This window comes from Spongiactinospora rosea (assembly GCF_003315795.1).
Classification (GTDB): Bacteria; Actinomycetota; Actinomycetes; order Streptosporangiales; family Streptosporangiaceae; genus Spongiactinospora; species Spongiactinospora rosea.
Genome location: NZ_QMEY01000023.1, coordinates 60,056 through 77,708, shown reverse-complemented (window position 1 = coordinate 77,708; position 17,653 = coordinate 60,056). Strand labels below are relative to the sequence as shown.

The 17,653-nt window shown below is 65.7% G+C and carries 17 protein-coding genes and 2 pseudogenes; 7 read left to right on the top strand and 12 right to left on the bottom strand.

All coding sequences use genetic code 11. The features are described 5' to 3' along the window. Positions 1-857: 857 nt before the first annotated feature. The 4 genes from DP939_RS35615 to DP939_RS35605 all read right to left on the bottom strand — a co-directional run bounded on the left by DP939_RS35615 (position 858) and on the right by DP939_RS35605 (position 2,507). Positions 858-1,277: a hypothetical protein gene (locus DP939_RS35615; protein WP_113985233.1), complete on the bottom strand. Its 420-nt coding sequence runs from the start codon at positions 1,275-1,277 to the stop codon at positions 858-860. Between the two features lie 14 nt (positions 1,278-1,291). Then, entirely contained in the window at positions 1,292-1,921 is a 630-nt protein-coding gene (locus tag DP939_RS35610) for a TIGR00645 family protein (protein ID WP_113985232.1), read from the bottom strand. Positions 1,922-1,930: 9 nt separating this feature from the next. Next, positions 1,931-2,107: a hypothetical protein gene (locus DP939_RS46460; protein ID WP_158578886.1), complete on the bottom strand. Its 177-nt coding sequence runs from the start codon at positions 2,105-2,107 to the stop codon at positions 1,931-1,933. Positions 2,108-2,282: 175 nt separating this feature from the next. Further along, on the bottom strand, positions 2,283-2,507 hold the full coding sequence (locus DP939_RS35605) for a hypothetical protein (RefSeq protein WP_113985231.1): 225 nt from the start codon (positions 2,505-2,507) through the stop codon (positions 2,283-2,285). Positions 2,508-2,722: 215 nt separating this feature from the next. Here DP939_RS35605 and DP939_RS35600 point away from each other — a divergent pair, with 215 nt between their 5' ends. The 3 genes from DP939_RS35600 to DP939_RS35590 all read left to right on the top strand — a co-directional run bounded on the left by DP939_RS35600 (position 2,723) and on the right by DP939_RS35590 (position 4,754). Then, positions 2,723-2,902 (top strand): DUF6104 family protein, encoded by a 180-nt coding sequence (locus tag DP939_RS35600; protein WP_111171859.1) that lies wholly within the window; start codon positions 2,723-2,725, stop codon positions 2,900-2,902. Between the two features lie 125 nt (positions 2,903-3,027). Further along, positions 3,028-3,972, top strand: a complete 945-nt coding sequence (locus DP939_RS35595; protein WP_199565631.1) for a DUF4097 family beta strand repeat-containing protein — start codon at positions 3,028-3,030, stop codon at positions 3,970-3,972. Continuing rightward, complete coding sequence (locus DP939_RS35590) at positions 3,969-4,754, top strand: PadR family transcriptional regulator (protein WP_113985230.1); 786 nt, start codon at positions 3,969-3,971, stop codon at positions 4,752-4,754. The genes DP939_RS35595 and DP939_RS35590 overlap by 4 nt, the downstream gene beginning before the upstream one ends. Before the next feature lie 516 nt (positions 4,755-5,270). Here the strand turns inward: DP939_RS35590 and DP939_RS35585 are convergent. Together DP939_RS35585 and DP939_RS35580 are read right to left on the bottom strand one after the other, a co-directional pair. Next, positions 5,271-5,519: pseudogene (locus DP939_RS35585) on the bottom strand (transposase); the annotation flags it as partial. A gap of 645 nt (positions 5,520-6,164) precedes the next feature. Continuing rightward, the gene (locus tag DP939_RS35580; protein WP_113985229.1) at positions 6,165-7,121 is read right to left on the bottom strand and encodes a zinc-binding dehydrogenase; all 957 of its coding nucleotides are present in this window, start codon (positions 7,119-7,121) and stop codon (positions 6,165-6,167) included. 672 nt (positions 7,122-7,793) lie between these two features. Here DP939_RS35580 and DP939_RS35575 point away from each other — a divergent pair. Further along, a complete protein-coding gene (locus DP939_RS35575) occupies positions 7,794-8,174 on the top strand; it encodes a hypothetical protein (RefSeq protein ID WP_113985228.1) in 381 nt (126 codons plus the stop codon). Between the two features lie 367 nt (positions 8,175-8,541). On the opposite strand, the gene DP939_RS35570 is transcribed toward DP939_RS35575, so the two are convergent. The 5 genes from DP939_RS35570 to DP939_RS35545 all read right to left on the bottom strand — a co-directional run bounded on the left by DP939_RS35570 (position 8,542) and on the right by DP939_RS35545 (position 12,852). Then, positions 8,542-9,435 (bottom strand): hypothetical protein, encoded by an 894-nt coding sequence (locus DP939_RS35570; RefSeq protein WP_113985227.1) that lies wholly within the window; start codon positions 9,433-9,435, stop codon positions 8,542-8,544. Between the two features lie 64 nt (positions 9,436-9,499). Then, positions 9,500-9,928: a type II toxin-antitoxin system VapC family toxin gene (locus tag DP939_RS35565; protein ID WP_113985226.1), complete on the bottom strand. Its 429-nt coding sequence runs from the start codon at positions 9,926-9,928 to the stop codon at positions 9,500-9,502. Next, positions 9,915-10,211, bottom strand: coding sequence for a ribbon-helix-helix protein, CopG family (locus tag DP939_RS35560; RefSeq protein ID WP_147268257.1), 297 nt, complete (start codon positions 10,209-10,211; stop codon positions 9,915-9,917). The genes DP939_RS35565 and DP939_RS35560 overlap by 14 nt, the downstream gene beginning before the upstream one ends. 1,286 nt (positions 10,212-11,497) lie before the next feature. Further along, positions 11,498-12,319 (bottom strand): phosphotransferase family protein, encoded by an 822-nt coding sequence (locus DP939_RS35550; protein WP_113985224.1) that lies wholly within the window; start codon positions 12,317-12,319, stop codon positions 11,498-11,500. Positions 12,320-12,450: 131 nt separating this feature from the next. Beyond that, entirely contained in the window at positions 12,451-12,852 is a 402-nt protein-coding gene (locus DP939_RS35545; RefSeq protein ID WP_147268256.1) for a hypothetical protein, read from the bottom strand. Between the two features lie 996 nt (positions 12,853-13,848). Here DP939_RS35545 and DP939_RS35535 point away from each other — a divergent pair. Next, positions 13,849-14,253 carry a hypothetical protein gene (locus DP939_RS35535; RefSeq protein WP_147268255.1) on the top strand — a complete coding sequence of 135 codons (405 nt, stop codon included), beginning with the start codon at positions 13,849-13,851 and terminating at the stop codon, positions 14,251-14,253. A gap of 22 nt (positions 14,254-14,275) precedes the next feature. On the opposite strand, the gene DP939_RS49445 is transcribed toward DP939_RS35535, so the two are convergent. After that, positions 14,276-14,455: a VOC family protein gene (locus DP939_RS49445; protein WP_199565637.1), complete on the bottom strand. Its 180-nt coding sequence runs from the start codon at positions 14,453-14,455 to the stop codon at positions 14,276-14,278. Between the two features lie 118 nt (positions 14,456-14,573). Here DP939_RS49445 and DP939_RS49165 point away from each other — a divergent pair. Both DP939_RS49165 and DP939_RS46450 read left to right on the top strand, forming a co-directional pair. Then, a pseudogene (locus DP939_RS49165) lies at positions 14,574-14,797 on the top strand (hypothetical protein); the annotation flags it as partial. 29 nt (positions 14,798-14,826) lie between these two features. Beyond that, positions 14,827-17,649, top strand: a complete 2,823-nt coding sequence (locus tag DP939_RS46450) for an RHS repeat-associated core domain-containing protein (RefSeq protein ID WP_158578884.1) — start codon at positions 14,827-14,829, stop codon at positions 17,647-17,649. The last annotated feature ends 4 nt before the right edge of the window (positions 17,650-17,653 follow it).

Sequence of the window (17,653 nt, the reverse complement as noted above, 5' to 3'; positions counted from 1 at the left end):
ATCAACGTTCGACCGCCCCCGGTGCCCCGCGAGCGCCGGTCATCCCGTCGGCATCAGACATCCTCACCACTGCCCGGCACCGCCGGCGTCGGCCTACGCCCCGATCAATGGCCTCCAGCCGCCGATGCCGCCGCTACTGAGCTCCACCCATCGGGTCACTTTTACGAGATGCGCTTCGCGATCAAGACTTTGCCGCAGAACGCGACATAGCCGGATCTGTCGAGCCCGTCAGGACCTTTGACCACTTCTTGGCGGCCAACCCGGCCACTTCTTGGTGCCAACCCGGCCACGCCCCGCCGCGAAAGCCGGATCACCTTGGCCGCCCTCGCTCAGACGACCCGGCGCATCCGCCTGGGCACGCGTGCACGACCGGCGTCCAGCCGTACTGGCCAACATGGCCGCCACCCTCGACGTCGTCTCCAGCGGACGCCTGGAGCCGATATGAGGAGTCCGCCACGCTGCATGGTGCGCATGCGTACCGGGACCGCTCCCCTCCGCCCATGGGCATCGGCCCCATTGCGGGATTCCGCCGCGCGCGACGTGCTGCACACCGGCACCGCGCCGAGGCGGCGGGATACGTCCGGCATTCGGATCTCCTGCTCGATACACCACAACGGCCGCCATCGCACAGGCGTTCGCCGAAGCGGGCGCGGACCTCGCGATCGTCCACTTGCGACAGCCCTCCAAGACGAACTGCCCCGCCACGGCCGGACCGGGCAGAGACGCGGCAGCCCCCTGCCACGACGTTCGGCGGACCGTCGAGGCAAGGGGCTGTTGCGGTCGTGGGACCGCTGGGGCGCCGGGCCGGCCCCGCGCGGGGCGGGGGCTGTCATCGCACGGGGCCGGCCGGCGCGGTCTCAGGCGTCGTCGTCGGAGACGCGGGATGCGCCGTCGCAGGACTGCTTCTGGCGACTGAGCAGCGCCACGACTCCTCCACACGTGGTGACCGGCAGCGACACCGGTTCCACGATCTCGTCATTGAAGATCACCACGTCGCCGATGAGCGACGGGCGCGGAGCCGCCGGTGCGGCCTGCGCGGCCTCCGGCGCCTCCGCGGGCTCTGCCGCCTCGGGCGCTTCGGCCGCCGGGGTGGTCCCCGTCGTACCGGCCCCCGGGACGGAAGCGGGCCCCGCCGGGGCCTGCGCCGCAGGTGGGGGCGTGAGCGCGAGGACCCGGGCCTTTGGGACCTGGGCCTTTGGGACCTGGGCCTGGTACGCACCGGCCGACGCCGGTATCGCCGCGGCCAGTACCCCCGCGAAGGCGAGCCCGCAGGCCACCGCCCCCAGCCGGATCAGGCGATACGCCGGTCTTGACCGGTGTTCGGCTGGTCCGCGACGTTGCCCATCGCGCGGTTGCCCGCATGCTGGGGACGTCCGCCCTGCATGAACCGGTCGATCAGGGCCAGCGCGACCGCCGAAAGAATGAATGTCAGGTGGATGAGTGTCTTCCATAGAAGTTCCCTGTCGGTGACGGCCGGACGGCCGGCGTTGATGAATATCTGCAACAGGTGAATGGATGAGATGCCGATGATCGCCATGGCCAGTTTGACCTTGAGCACGTTGGCGTTGACGTGGGACAGCCATTGCGGCTGGTCCGGATGTCCCTCGATGCGCAGCCGGGAGACGAAGGTCTCGTAGCCGCCGATGATCACCATGATCAGCAGATTCGAGATCATCACGACATCGACCAGGGCGAGAACGATCAGCATGATGGTGGTCTCCGCGGCCTTGCCGCCGAACCCCAGCACGATCAGGTGTTTGAGCTCCACCATGAAGCGCCAGACGTAGACCACCTGGGCGACGATGAGTCCAAGGTAGAGCGGGGCCTGAATCCATCGGCTGAGGAACATGAAGTAACCCAGCCGGCTCGTCGGCGTTTCCTGTGCGTTCGGTGCGCTCGGCACCGGGTGGAGGGCGGGCACCGCGGACCCCTACTTCGGTGGTGGGATGACGTAGATGGTGGGCTGCTCGACGAGCACGTCGAAGATCAACCAGCCGACCGGGTCACTTATCCCGGACTGGGCGTGGGCGGCGGGAGCCGGGGCGATCGCGGCGACGGCGAGGGTCGCCGTGGCCGCGGCACCGACGATCACTGCTCGAATGTTCACGCGACTCCTTGGATTACGTAACGGGAAGGGGCTGTCACGCTAGGTATCCGGCAAAGTGCCGCCCGAAACCTTGAGTAAATGACTGAATCTTCTTCTACGAAAAGCAGCCCGGAATATCACGGCAGGAAAGGCCGCCGGGTGTCGCCACCCGGCGGCCCGTTGTCGTGAATTCGGCTCAGGGGGCGGGGGCCAGACAATTCACCAGCGGCGCTTCCGCCGGCGCGCCGGTCAGGGCGGCGGGATCGCCCGCCACGGTCGAGAGCTCGGTGGCGCCGGTCAGCGCGCAGTTGAGCAGGTCAGAGGGATTGATGGCCGCGGACGCGACCGAAGCGGCCGAGGCGGCGGCGAGCAGGCCGCCGGTGAAGGCAGCGATAGTGAATATTCGGGCAATGGGGCGCATGTCGAACCTCCTGGATCATGGAATGAGCGCCTCTACTTGCATTACCCAGAGTATGCTCTCGATAACGCTGCGTCCTAGATTTGGTACGATCCGATTCTCCCCCCGTACCGGGCAAACCCATTTATCTCGACAGAGCCGTCAACTGCTACTTTTGGTGCTGATTAACGGGCCGTCGCCCCCGGATCGGGCACACGGCACGAACGGCGAGGAGGGCGATGTACTTCACCGATCGGGGCATCGAGGAGCTCGTGGAGCGCCGCGGCGAGGAAGAGGTCAGCGTGACCTGGCTGGCCGAGCGGCTGCGGGAGTTCGTCGACCTCAATCCCGACTTCGAGATCCCGGTCGAGCGCCTGGCGACCTGGCTGGCACGGCTGGACGACGACGAGGACGAGTAACCCGCCGCACGGCCGGCGGCAGACGGCCCCTTCGGACCGAAGACGCGATACATCTTGACTTTTGGCAGACGCGACATATCGTGTCTGTTACAAGGCGATGTGACGCGAGAAGGGTGAAGCGGGCCATGCCAAAGTGGACCATCGATGGGCCGGAGCAACTGACCTTCGGCCCCGTCAGCAAGGTGAACGTATGGATCGTGGCCGGTCGGTTGTCGGTGCTGGCCAGCGAGGGCCCGCCCAGCCTGGAAGTGAGCCAGGTGGGTGATCCGCCGTTGACCGTCACCCTCGACGACGACGGCACGCTCACCATCGCCTACAAGGACCTCACCTGGGACGGCCTGCTCGGCTGGCTGCGGTCGAAGCGGCGGGTCGCCCAGTTGACGATCACCGCGCCGCGCGACTGCCCGGTACAGGCCGGGGTCGTCTCGGCCTCGGCGCTGGTGGCCGGTTTCGAGCAGCGCACCAGCGTGAAGAGCGTCTCGGGCGAGATCGTGCTCGACGGGGTGAGCGGCGACATCCACGCGGAGACGGTCTCCGGCGACGTGGAGAGCCGCGGCCTCACCGGCGACCTGTCGTTCACCAGCGTCTCCGGCGAGCTGACCGTCGCCGACGGGCGTCCGCGCCGGCTGCGGGCCAAGACGGTCAGCGGCCGGATCACCGCCGACCTCGACCTCACGCCCACCGGCCACGTCACCCTGAACAGCATCTCGGCCCCGATCGTCGTACGGGTCCCGCGCGACGTCGACACCGACGTGACCCTGCGTACCACCTCCGGCCGCCTGGACAGCGGCTTCCCGGAGCTGCGCAAGATCCAGAGCGACTTCCCGGCGCCGATACCCAAGGCGTTGCGGGGCAGGCTCGGCGGCGGCATGGCGTCGCTGTCGGCCACCACGGTGTCGGGTGACGTCGCCCTGCTGGCGCGCGACAAGTCCGACGCCGACGACTTCATCCGAGGGGACTTCCTGACCGGCGACCTCCTCGACGACGTCGACGATCTCGATGACCTGCACGACACCACCACCGATCCGCGCACCACCAAGAACACGGAAGGCGAGGCGGACGCACGATGAGTCCCGTCTTCGGCCACGGCAGGCTCCGGCTCTACCTGCTGAAGCTCCTCGAGGAGAGCCCGCGCCACGGCTATGAGGTGATCCGGCTGCTCCAGGACCGCTTCCTCGGCGTCTACTCCCCCTCCCCCGGCACGATCTACCCGCGTCTGGCCCGCCTGGAGGACGAGGGCCTGGTCACCCACGAGGTCATCGAGGGCAAGAAGGTCTTCTCGCTGACCGACAAGGGCCGGGCCGAACTCGCCGCCCGCATGGACGAGATCGCCGACCTGGAGGTCGAGATCTCCCGCTCGGTGCGCGACATCGCCAGGGAGGTCAAGGAAGACGTCCGCGACACGGTCAAGTCGCTGCGTGAGGAGCTCACGCAGATGGCGCGCGACGTACGCCGCGAGACCACCGCGGGAATGGACGACGGCCGCGGGCGGGCCGCCAAGCAGAAGGCCGAGTGGAAGCGCCTGCAGCACGAACAGCAGCGCGAGTGGCAGCGGCTGGCCAAGGAGCACAGCGAGCAGTGGCGCAGGCAGGCACGCAACCTCCGCGACGAGAGCGAACGCTGGACCGGCGAGTGGCGCCGCGTCTGGAGCGACGTGTGGACCACCTTCGGCGGAGTCCAGGACCCGGGCCACCAGGCCGACCTCGACATCGAACTGGGCGACGCCCTCGCCGACTTCGTCGCCCGCGTCCGCCAGGACGCCTCCGACACCCCCCTGACAGAGGCGGCGATCGAACAGTGCCGCGCCATCCTCACCGAGGCGGGCACCCGAATCCGCGACGTCCTCCGATGATGACCTTCGGAAGCCTCCGCCTCCCCATCCTCGGCTCCGCCTTCCCCCCCACCCCGCCCCAAGCACAGCGGTACGAGCCCGGCGCCAGCCAAGCGCCACAACCACGACCCGACGCCACCCGAAGGCGAGAGCCACCGGCACAGCACGAGCCCAACGGGAGCCCCAAAACACCCGCACGGCAACAGCCCGACCACAGACATGAGCCGGCGGCTCTGCACAAGCCCGGCATCAACCGTGCCCCCCAGGCACAGCACGACCTCAGCCGCGGACACGGGCTCTCGACGCGCTACAAGCCCGGCAAGCTGAAGCCCCCCAGGCCACGGGCCACGCCCGTTCCAGCCGTACGCGGATGCGTACGCCACAGCACGGGTACCAAACCACCAGCGAGTGCAACATTCATTCCGCCAGCCGCCAGCTCAACACCACAACCGCCCATCCCGGCCCCCGCCCGTGTCCAGGGTCACGTCCACGGAGGTGGTGTATGAAACAGCCTGCGCGTGATCCTGTTCGGCCAGGTTAAGCGGTAAGTGTCCGCGGCAACGGGTCTTGTGCCGGTGTGTCGCCGTCGATCACCCGGAGCCGGGCTTTGGCCAGCACGTCCAGACCCATGTAACAACGCCCTTCCACCCACTCATCGGTCTGCTCGGCCCAAACGGCGCCGACCAGGCGGATGATCGCCGCGCGATCCGGGAAGATGCCGACCACATCGGCGCGGCGGCGGATCTCCTTGTTCAGCCGCTCTTGAGGATTATTCGACCAGATCTGCCTCACGCAGATGGCGCGCGACGTACGCCGTCCCAGGGATGCCCCGCCCTCTGGGACCTGGCCGGATCTAGCCGAAGCTCGCCCCATACGTTGAACACGATCTCGCCGAACCGGCTGTTCAAGCGCCGCGAACAACGAATACGACATCCATCCCAGCAGCCGCATGCTCAGCACCAAAGCCGGGGCCCGCGAGTCCCACCCGCCGTACACCCAACGACAACCACCCAAACCCGGACATGATTCACACGGCGAGCCCTTCACGACCTGCCCGCCCAGCCCCACCCGCACCTCACACAACGAACACGATTCCCCGAACCGGCCGCCAAACAATCAACAAGCACGCCGCCCACCCCAGCAACCGCAGCCCGGCCACTGCGAGTCCCACCCGGCCGTATAGCCAACGACAACCAGCCGAGCCCAAGCACGACCCAACCCTTAAAGTCTGGCCGGCGCTCGCCCCACACGGTGACACGATCTTGCCGAACCGGCTGCCAGGCGTACGACGTCCTTCTAGCCGCCGCAAGCCCGGCACCCCGAGTCCCACCCCGCCATATGGCCATATCGGCAACCGGCCAAGCCCGGATATGACCCACGGCGGGCCCTTCAGAACCTGGCCGGATATGTCCGATCAGCCCAGCCCATGCCTCACACGGTGAACACGACCTTGCCGAACAGGTCACCCGCCGCCATTGCCGCGAACCCGTCACGGGCGTCGGCAAGCGGCATCGTCCGGTCGATCACCGGCCGTACTCCGGTCTGCTCCAGGAACGTGGCCAGCCGGGCGAGCTGGTCCCGGTCGCCCATCGTGGACCCGACCACCGAAAGCTGCAGGAAGAACACCCGGTTCAGCTCGGCAGACGGGGCATAACCGCTGGTCGCGCCGGAGACGACGATCCGGCCCCCCGGCCGCAGCGACTTCAGCGAGTGCGACCAGGTGGCCTGACCGACGGTCTCCATGACGGCGTCCACGCGTTCCGGGAGCCTGGCTCCGGTCTCGAACGCCTGCTCCGCGCCGAGCTGGAGGGCACGTTCCCGCTTCTCCGGCGCCCTGCTCGTGGCCCACACCCGATAGCCGCCCGCCCGGCCGAGCGCGATCAGCGCCGTGGCGACGCCTCCACCCGCGCCCTGCACCAGCACGGTCGAGCCAGGTTCGAGGCCCGACTTGGCGAACAGCATCCGGTAGGCGGTCAGCCACGCCGTCGGCAGGCACGCCGCCTCGGCGAAGGAGAGGGCGGCCGGCTTGGGCACGAGGTTCCGCCGGGGCACCGCGACCCGCTCGGCGAACGTCCCATCGTGTACTTCGGAGAGCAGCGACCGCTTCGGGTCGAGCGTCTCGTCCGACCCGGAGCCGATCACCGCGTGCACGATGACCTCGTTACCGTCCTCGTCCAGGCCGGCCGCATCGCAACCGAGCACGATCGGCAGGCGGTCCTGGCTGATCCCCACCCCCTTCAGCGTCCAGAGATCATGGTGATTCAGCGAGGCCGCCTTGACGGTGACCGTCGTCCACCCGTCCGGGGTCTCGGGGTCCGGATGCTCGCCGAGCGTCAGCCCAGCGAGCGGATTGTCGGGATCGGTCTGCGTGGCTGTAACGGCGAACATGGCCGCACCCTACCCACGCCATCCCCCATCCCTCGGCCCCACCCCCGACAGCAGAGATCACACCCCATCCGCGAACTCGGCACCCCATCACCACCTCCCCGCAGTTACGCGCACCGAATACGGCGAACAGATCCGCCGAACAGCACCTGCCGCCACGGCCACGAACCCGCCACGAACGTCAGTGATCACCAGCCGCACTCCGACCTGCCCCACAAACGGCCAACCCCGCGAACCGGCCCCAGATCGCCCATCGCGGACCCCGACCGCGGAAAGCCACTACACGACCTTGCCGAGCAGGTAACCCACCACCACAGCCACGAACCCGCCGGAGCGTCAGCGAGCGACATCGCCCGGACGATCACGAGCCGCACTCCGACCTGCCCCACAAACGGCAACCGGGCGAACTGGCCCCAACCGCCCACCGCAAAGCCGACCACGGAAAGCCACAGCACAAACCTCGCCGCACAGGCAACCCCACCGCCACGGCCGCCAACCCACCGCAGGCGTCGGCGAGCTTGGACAGGCTCCAGGTGGAGAACGCGGTGATGCCTCACTCGGCGAGGTCGTCTGGGCAATCAGGCAGATGCACTGCCACCCCCACTCACTGATCCTCTTCGGACGGCCCCCGCTCCATTTTGGGTCACGGGCCTCAAACCCCCGCTCGTTGAACGCGTGCACGACCTGGCGCACATAGTCTTCGCTGACCTGTTCAGCGTCTTGATCGCCGAAGCTGGGCAGCCTTGCGCGGACATCAGCACGACGATCGCCCGCCACAGCTTCACCAGATCCTTGGCCGTTCGGGTGATCTTCTGCAGGCACCGGCCTTCCTTCATGGATCAGGCGCTGACGAACACCTCGGGCGTGCGTACCACGACCACCTCCCAGACCCAGACCTTCTCCGGGCAAGGGCTGGCGCGCTCACTCATCGAAATCAATAACCCAAGCAAAGTTCGGAGACGTGACACTAGCCCAATCGCCCACCGCGGGCTCGACCACCCGAAAGCTGCAGAGAGAACACTGGTGCAGCCCTTCTCGGTCACCGCCAACAGGTAGTTGCGTACCCTGTTCTCAGTCGTGAACAGCCTGCGCGCGATATCGACCACCATCGCCCACCCTCCGCCTCCCGCAGCACGTCTCCCCCACGCGGGTCGGGACCACCCACTGTGCAGCGACGGCGAGCTTGGCTCGATGGCGCGCTCGCCGCTCATGACCCGAGGTACGGCGTCCACCAACTTGACTACAAGGACACCCTTCACAACGACCCCTAGCCGCCCAGCGGCCAGCGCCCGGGTCCGGCGGCCCGGGCGGCCGAAGGCGGTCACGATGATCAATGGCCGCTCATTCAGTCACTGGGCCACATTTCCTGTAGAAGGTGGGCGTGCCCGCGAAGTGCTCATGGGTGCCCCGCCTCGTACACCGCTCATAGGAGTTCGACGTGCAAGCCGCGTAGCAGGCGGTCGGTGTAGCCCTCGCTGGCCGCGATAGCCACCATGACGCCGCCCTTGCAGTCGATCGCGTTGTAGCGGCGTGCGCCCACCGATGGCGGAACCGGTAGGCCTGGGCCGCACTTCGGGACCGGTGCGAGGACGACCAATGGGCGTGTGCCGCCGCCGAACCAGAGTTGTGGGCCCAGGGTGATGCTCCCCAGCAGGTCGCCGGGCCGGGCCAGCTCGACCGGCTCGCTGGCATGCAGAACCAGAAATCCCTTCTTATCCACCTTTCCGCGAATGCGCTTGGCGAGATCCATCCGCTGATCGAACGTCGGCCCGTCGCGGATAGGGTCGCTGAGCGCCATCGACCACGATCCGAAGTCGAACATCATGATGTAGCCCCGGCCCCGGACCGGGCTCTTGGCCCATAAGCTCACGTTCGAGGTGAGGCTGCGCAGCATGTCCTGCCCGGGCTCTGCCTCGCTTTCGCCGGGAAGCGGGGCGACCAGCCGGTACAGCTTCCCGCCCTTTTCCGCACGTACACCGATCACCGGTCTGATACCGAACTCGGCCAAGTCGAGGCCGGCGGGATAGCTGAGCCGGGCCCGGGTGCCGTCGGGGAAGGTGACTTCGACCACCTTGCGCCCGTCGTCGGTCTTCGGATCGGGGAGCAGGTAGTTGGGCCGCTGTTCCCTTGTGGGGCCGACCAACGTGGGTGATGTCAACGTCGTTTGCGGAAGTGACGGCTTGGCTTCGCCCCGGCTTTTGATGACTCCGACCACCGGAATACCCACCAAGACGAGGAGCGCCCCGGCGACGATCAGGCCGCCCCAACGCGAGCGCGATCCCGCCTCGATGATGTCATTCCGGCCGCCGCCGACCACGTGCCTCGGCCACCTCGTCACAGGTACGGCACACGCCTGGGTGGCGGGTGCCCGTAACGTAAGTTCAGTTCAGCGGGTGCCGCATACGCAACCCCTTGAACTGGGCGAAATCTGCATCGCAGGTCACGAATTCACAACCATGCTCGATGGCGAGCGCGGCAAGGTAGGCGCCCGGAACCGCCTTGCCCGACGCGTCCGCCTCCGCACACAGCCGCTCGAATATCTCCCAGTGCCGCCGCCCGGGCGCAACCACCACCGCACGCGGCTGATTGCGCACCACGGCTGCGAACTTCAGCGCGTCGCCGACCGGATCGGGATCCTTATAGATCCGCTGGTCGGTGACGATCCTCACGAAGCTGTTGACCACCAGATCACTGACCGCATAGGTCTCCTCCCCATTAACCATCTCCTCAACGAACGCACGGAACTCGGTGTGGCGCTCGGCCTCCGGCCGGAAGGCGTTGACCAGCACCTCGGTATCAGCGAGACGCATCGCTGGTCACCCCTTCGATGGTCGTGTCCGTCTCCAGGGAGTCCATGACCTGGCCCCAGCCTTCACCGGCGGCCAGCCGGGCGGACAGCCACGGCTGATGCCCGGGCACAGCATGCGAAAGCGGCAGCACCACCCGAAGGCGCTCATCGTCGTGAGCCGCGCGGTTGAGCAGTTGTCGTAAGGCGTCCTCCATCACCGAGTTGAGGCTGCGTCCGTGCTCCGCCGCGTATGCCTTCGCTTCCTCCAAAAGCGAGTCATCGAGACGGAAGGTTGTCCTTCGCATGGAGCCAGCATGCCAGTACGACATCATGATGTCAACACGGAACGTAATGGCTCGACCACACAAGGTGGTGCAAGTGTAAAGGAACGCCGTCGACGAGGGCACGGTGATCCATGCACATCACCCGAGCAGCAGCAACGGGCCGCCCGGCAGTACAACAACGCGCCCGCCCTGGGGGCACCGAGACACCCGACCCCTTATGTCCGCACCGTCCCCTCGCCAGCCGTCATGCAAAATCAGCCTGCTGCGGGCCGACAGGGCCTCGGCACGTACGAGCGGGAACGTCCCTGCGCGCAGTTGCAGCCAAGCCGGCCTATGCAGAAACCGCCCCTATCTCGACGATCCCGAACAAAAGCGCCGAACGCCCGGCTACTGTCGTTAGAGGCGTTGCCCGTAGACCCGGTACCAGGCGGTGGGCATGCCAGCACCGGCCAGAGTCCCTACCAGCGAAGATCTATGCCATCCCGAGTGCCTACCGAAGCATCGGCGCCGGGGAGGATATAAAGGTCGTGGGGTTGGCTGCAGACCGAGCCCATGGCGCTCGGTCTGCTCACTGCTCACCGGCCGACATCGTCGTGATGTGTCCACATGCCGTCGGCGGACGGTGTAGAGGCCGCCCGCCGTACACATAATCGCACTTACCGATTTCGGCCTGACAAATACGCATTTGCCCTACTTAATGCGCGGGCGCGCCAGGCTCCCCTCATAAGACCTTGCCTCGCCGAAAAGGCGCCCTCAGCGGTCCCTGCTGTCCGCTGCGGTAACGCCACCATGGCCTCTTCGATACCGCTTTCTCCGAAGACCCTCATCCGCCTTCTGTCGAATGCCGGGTCAGTGGTCCGCTTTACTTGTCGGGCAAAGCGGCGACTATGGCGATCTCGACGAGCTGCCAGGGTAGCCAAGGGAGGCCACCTCAGCAGGGTGGACGTGTGCGGGCCGCGCTCCAGCCCGGATGCGCACACGATCTCCCATACGTCGCTCAACGGCCCCCGGCTCGGGCGATACGACGTACACCGTCGAGGCCACCACATCGGGCACCCCCTCCCCCACCTCCGCCAATGCCGTCTCCATATTGGCGATGACCTGCCGGGTCTGAGCTACGACATCCCTTCTCCCACGAGCTTTCCATCTGCGTCCAGTGGCATGGCCCTCCGCCATGAACGCCAGCCGCCGCCCTGCTTCGACCACAGCGGCATGGGCGTAGTCCGGCGGCGGGAACAGCGTCGGAACGATCATTCTTTCCGCCGTAGTGACCAGCCTTACCGAAATTCGGCCGGACTGTATCCCAATCAACGGGCGAAGGTCCACTCCAGGTGGCGGAGGCCAAGCTCCTCGTAGCGCCGAGCCGAAGGGTTGCGTATCCCGTAGGCCAGGTCCTCAAGCAGCGCGCAGCGCGCGTAGAACACGGCCCGCTCCCTGACGATCTCGCCCGGATAATGCGCCAGGCTCAGCTCGAACACCTCCGGCCCCAGGTCCCGGAATATCAGGGCGAAGTCCACGGCCGGGTCGGTGACCGCCGCGTCCGTCCAGTCGATCACCCCTGTGATCGTGTCGCCGTTGACGAGGATGTGCTCACTGCCCAGGTCGTTGTGGCAGAGCACCAGCTTCTCCGGCTCGGCGGGCGGCGTGACGTTCAGAAAACGCTCGACGGTACGGCGGGCGGTCGCCGGTATGTGACCGGCGGCCACCTCGTAGTTCTCCGTCGCCTCGGCCAGCCATTCCGCCAGTGGAGCCACGTCTTCGGGCACCGACGTCACCGCCCGATGAACGCTTCCCAGGAACTCCCCCAAGGGGGCGGCCAGCTTGCTGACGTCAGTGGTCAGTGCGGTCTGAAGAGGTGTTCCGGGGAGCTTGGCGTACGCGATGACCCCCGCCTCGGCATCGGCGAACACGACTTCCGGAACCGGCAACGTGCCGCATTCCACAATGGCCCGCAGCACTTCGACCTCGCGCCGGGTCATTTCGGGGTCGACTTCCTTGCTACTCCGTACGATCAGATTCCCGTTGACCTCGTAGGCGAGGTTGTCGAGCCCTTCCCCCAGTTTCACCAACGTCCGGACCGCGTACCCCGGCAGATGCCGCCCGACCAGCGTCTTGATTTCCTCGATCACCCTCGCATGCTAGCTTTCCGAGCAAGGCTCGACCTGCGGCGACTCCTGCCGGCAGCCCAAGCCGGCTGGAGAGTCGCACCCCAACGACGGCCGGTACGACCACCGGCATGGCCGGAGGCGGGCCTATGGCGTCATGCCTCTGGCCGCAGCATCCAGCGCAACGAATCGAAAATGATCGACATTTCGCTGAGGTCACCCATCAGGAACCGAATCTCGTAAGCGTCCGCGATCCGGTCCAGTTCCTCAAAAAGAATCCCCGTATCACCGTGCAGTGCGGCCGGGATGGCACGGGCGTTCCTGAACTCCATGTCCAGCAGATGGCTTTCGACCCGTACGCTCATTTCCACGGCATCGATACTGGTGCTGAATCTCCGTACCAGCCCGTCATGGAGGCTCGCCGCGTTGGCGAACTCGCGAATCTCCCGCGGCGCACAGCGCAGCATGGCGGCCAGATGAACCTGGTACTCCTCGACGACACGCCGGCATTCAGCTAGATCCATCTCACCCGCGAAAGCGGGCGTGAACCATTTCATATAGTGCATTCATTCTTCAGGCGGAGTGGGCTGCACGCACACGAACCGCGTCCACCCTGCCCCAGATCAGCGGCCGAAGCCCGCCCGGACCCATCGAACCCATATCCCGACAGACCGGCACCCCATGCCGGTAGTGGGCGAAGACCTGCATCTCCCCCTCGGCCCCCTGCCGGCAACAGTCCAGACCATCAGAAGGATCGAGGAAAACATACTCACTGCCGCGGTGCATGCACGCGCCAAGCGAATGAACGGCCCGCGCCCACTCCACGGCGGCCCTGCCGTCATCCGCTCTCCAAGCCGACCCTTCGGCGGCCTCCTCTGGCCGACCAAGCCTCCGCGTCCGCCACCTGGCCGCCCCCTGCTCAGCGTCGAACAGGTTGGTGTCGAAGTGCGGCCGATCGATGACGACCACCGTCCCGGCCCTCCGCTGATACGACAACCCCCACAGCAGCCGTCCGGCCAGCGGCACTCCCCGCACGTCCGTCCCAGGCCGCAACGTCAGCACGGTGAAGTCTCGCCCATCGGCCCGCACGACCTGCCGCCAGAGCTTCAACCGCTTCCCCACCGCCACCTGACCACCCGTTCCTTATGGCATCACCTGCCTCGCACTTCCATGGAAACTCCGCCACAGCCACCACCACAACTGGATTTCGGCCTGGCGGCGCCGCCCAGTGGCGGCGCAATCACAGCGGGTTCACACCAGGCCATGACAAGCTCGGCAATCAGGTGCGGAGCATTGCGCACAGCGGAACACGAGAATGATCAACGCGGCTATGCTTGGGCCAGAAACCACTGACCCGACTTCGACGGTTCCCCGCAATGAGCAGCCGTCATTGGAGGCGGCCGGCAGCCCTGAGGCCGGCAGCGCGCCGATGATATCGAATGAGATTGGGCCTGACGACCATGGCACGTTTCAGCGGAGAAAAAAGTCGCGCCAGGCGCATAGCGACCAGCCTTGGGCTGGCATCGCTTCTCGCAGCCGTAATCGGAGCTCTCGTGCTGACCCTCCTGTATTTCACGGCCGGGGGCGTATCCGCCTTTTGTGACTTCAATGAGAAAAAGCAGCTCGCCGTGATCGCAGGCGCAATGAACGACTCATTACCAAAGAAGTGGGTGACCGTAGAGCGATACGAGGGCGCCGGCTGCGAGCCGCCCGATTCCGGCTCATCCGACCAGCCCGAATTATCTACGCTTCACATGAGGCTGGTCGCCAAGGTGGACCTGCAAGAAGTGGTCGATACGATGAAAGCACACCAATGGATGCCCACTACCCGAGAGGAGGCGGACTGGTACGGCATCGACTCTGCCGGTACAGGGGGAACCATTCTGGTAAAGGACATGAACGGGCAAAGAGTATACGCGTTACTGACAGCGCGAAAGACGATCGAGCTCAGCGTATGACTGATGCCACCGGCCATCCGGCCTACTCTTCGTGCGGCAGACAGAAGTGGTGGCCGGCGGGGTCGGGGTAGATGCGCCATGGGTGAGTGTCGTCCAAGAGGGTTGCGCCTGCAGATTCGGCCGCGCGGGCGGCCTGTTCCAAGTCGGGGACGCTGATGTCGAGGTGGAACTGCTGGGGGGCGGGTGGGATCGCCTCAGGCAGGCGGGCGGTGGTCGGGCACTCGCCGCAAGCACAGGACCAGGCCGCTAGCTAGTGCTGTGACCGGAAAAGATCAACAGGTTTGCGTATAGCTGCCGGGGCCGGTTGGATGAGACACCTCATGTACGAGCGGCGTGGTGGAGGCGCGGCGGCAGGGCCGGTCACAGTGCGCAGGCTGATGGACCACGAAGGACAGAAACTGCAGCGCATCGTCCGGCGGGGCAGCACCAGTTCGGTGCGGTACCGGCGGGCGATGATGCTCTTGGCATCCGCAGCCCGCAACACGCTCCCGGTGATCGCCTGCCCCGTGCAGCCGATGAGGGCCCCGTCCACGAGGTGATCCACCGGATCGCGAGTTCGACCAGCTCGGACGGGTGATCAAGGAGACCGGGGCGGGCGCACAGGTGGCGACGCCTGTGCGGATGTACGGCTACGACCTGGCCGGACGCGAGAGCAAGGTCGGCGACTACAGCCTTGAGTACAACGACCGGGGCCTGCTGACCAAGGTTTCCAAGGGCACCAGCCAGACGGCGGCCTTTGGCTACGACGACCTCGGCAACGTCACACAGCGCACCGACACCGCAGGGGCGGCGACGTTCGGCTGGGACAGTGACGACCGTCTGAAGACAGCTACCGATCCCGTCTCCGGGCGGCAGCTCACCTACGGTTACGATGCCGCCGACCGGATCACTTCGCTGGCTTCCACCAACCCGGTCACCGCGCAGTCCTTCGGTTACGACGCGATGGATCGGGTGACCAGTCACACGCTCAAGGGCAATTCGAACGCGGAACTGGCTAAGGTCACCTACGCCTGGGACAAGGACGACCAACTCATCTCAAAGGTCACCACCGGTACGGCAGGCGCGGGGACCAACACCTACAGCTACGACAAGTCGGGGCGGCTTACCTCATGGACCGCGCCCGGCGGCAACGTGACGTCGTACGAGTGGGACGCATCAGGCAATCGGACCAAGGCCGGCGATGCGATATTCACCTACGACGACCGAAACCGGCTGCTCAGCGGCGACGGGGCAGACTACATGTACACCCCGCGTGGCACGCTGGCCAGCGAGACCACGAACGGCGTTACCAAAAACCTGACGTTCGACGCGTTCGACCGAATGGTCGCGGATGGCGACGCCACCTATACGTATGACGCGATGGGGCGGCTGGAATCCCGATCACAGGGCGGGAACACGGAGCGCTTCCAGTACTCGGGGATTGATAACGACATCGTCTCGGTCACAGACGGGGCAGGAACCGTACAGGCGACGTACGGCCGCGACCCGTCGGGCGACCTGCTGAGCCTTCAGGAAGGCGCCGGGCCGGCGGTTGGGGTCATGTCCGACCAGCACGACGACGTGGTGGCCACGTTCTCGGGCACGGCGCTGGTGGACTCGACGGCTTACGACCCGTTCGGCGAGGTCGTCGCGCAGAACGGCGCGCGGCGCAGGCTCGGCTTCCAGGGTGAGTACACCGACCCGCAGACCGGCAAAGTGAACATGCTCGCTCGCTGGTACATCCCGGGTACCGGCGGCTTTGCCTCGCGCGATGACGTGACTCTAAGCCCGTATCCGTCAGCGAACTTGAACCGGTACACGTACGCGATGGGTGACCCCCTTGCGTACACCGACCCTTCGGGTAACTGCCCGATCTGCATCCCACTGCTGTTCGCCGCGGGGCGAGTCGGAGGCCAGCTCCTGCTCCGCCGCCTGGCCCAGCGAGGTGCCACCCAGGTGGGCAAGCGGCTCCTCTCCAAGACTGGGCAGGCGGCGAAACGCACGGGGGCGCGCGCGATGACGAAGGCCCAGAAGAATGCCGCGCAGCAAGCCACAAAGACGGCTCAGAACGCATTGAAGAAGGCGCTGCAGAGATCCGTCAAGAAGGCCGCAAAGAAGGCCACAAAGGCCATCGAGAAAAAAATCCGGAAGCAGATCAAACAGAAGATAAGGGAGCAAGCAAATAAGAAAATAAAGCAGAAAATCAAGGAGAAGGTCAAGCAGAACGTCAAAAAGAAGGCTAAGCAGAAGGCCCAAGACAAGGTCAAGAAGAAGGCTTCCAACCAGAAGACCAAGTCGAAGTCGTCCTCCAAGAGCAAGAGCCAGACCAAGACCAAGTCGAAGTCCTCTTCCAAGAGCAAGAAGAAGAGCACGAACGACGACAAGATCGAGATGATCTCCGACGGCATTGACATGTGGGTCGGTGAGACCACTGGTGGCCCGACGGGACTCGAACCTTTCGGCATCGACCTGGACATGGACTGCGTTAGCCTGCGTGGTTGCGCGAAAGACCTGGTCGAGAACCTGGTAGACAACACCACCGACCAACTGGTGGACGACATCATCGATGAAGTCGCACCCGACCTGCCGCCCATTGACACTCCTGGTGACGGATCGCAGGGCTGCCATCTTCGTCCCAACAGCTTCGTCCCCGGCACGCCGGTTCTCATGGCCGACGGCTCCACCAAGCCGATCGAGGATGTGAAGGTCGGCGACTACGTCCTCGCCACTGATCCAGAAGCCGGCTACAGCACGGCCAGGCCAGTCACCACGGCGATCACGGGTGACGGCGTGAAGAACCTCGTCGAGATCACAATCGACATCGACGGCACCCGCAGCAACGCCATCGACAAGATCACCGCCACAGACGAACACCCCTTCTGGGTCCCGGCCCTGGACGAGTGGGTAAGCGCAGGCCGCCTTCAGCCCGGCATGTGGCTGCAAACCTCAGCCGGCACCTACGTCCAGATCACCGCACTCGAACGCCGCACCGCCAACCAACGCGTCCACAACCTGACAGTCGATGATGTAAGCACCTATTATGTCGGTGTAGCCGACCAGGCTATACTCGCCCATAACACCCATCCGGGCTGGGATTGTGAAATTGAGGTCGATGGCCAAAAGTACCCAGAGTCAGCACAGCATATCGAGGACGCACAGAATGCTGGGCACCCTGATATCCTCACAATCCAGCGATCTGGCGCGAGGAAGAACCGAGCAAGGTCGCTGCGAGGACATCCGCCAGTTTCAGGAAAGGAGCGCGACGAGTATCCGATGGCAATGTTCGTTGAAGGGGGTGCAGGGGCAAGCGTGCGGCCGATCACTCCTTCGGATAACGGCGGAGCCGGCGCCACAATAGGGAACAAGCTTAGGTCATACCCGGATGGAACTCGCGTAAAAATAAAAGTTAAATGGTAGGAAC

What these genes read in the sequence shown, in the direction of transcription:
- DP939_RS35605 (WP_113985231.1), bottom strand. Translation starts at nt 2,507, where the DNA reads ATGCGCCCCATTGCCCGAATATTCACTATCGCTGCCTTCACCGGCGGC.
- DP939_RS35600 (WP_111171859.1), top strand. Translation starts at nt 2,723, where the DNA reads ATGTACTTCACCGATCGGGGCATCGAGGAGCTCGTGGAGCGCCGCGGC.
- DP939_RS35595 (WP_199565631.1), top strand. Translation starts at nt 3,028, where the DNA reads ATGCCAAAGTGGACCATCGATGGGCCGGAGCAACTGACCTTCGGCCCC.
- DP939_RS35590 (WP_113985230.1), top strand. Translation starts at nt 3,969, where the DNA reads ATGAGTCCCGTCTTCGGCCACGGCAGGCTCCGGCTCTACCTGCTGAAG.
- DP939_RS35580 (WP_113985229.1), bottom strand. Translation starts at nt 7,121, where the DNA reads ATGTTCGCCGTTACAGCCACGCAGACCGATCCCGACAATCCGCTCGCT.
- DP939_RS35565 (WP_113985226.1), bottom strand. Translation starts at nt 9,928, where the DNA reads ATGCGTCTCGCTGATACCGAGGTGCTGGTCAACGCCTTCCGGCCGGAG.
- DP939_RS35560 (WP_147268257.1), bottom strand. Translation starts at nt 10,211, where the DNA reads ATGCGAAGGACAACCTTCCGTCTCGATGACTCGCTTTTGGAGGAAGCG.
- DP939_RS35545 (WP_147268256.1), bottom strand. Translation starts at nt 12,852, where the DNA reads ATGAAATGGTTCACGCCCGCTTTCGCGGGTGAGATGGATCTAGCTGAA.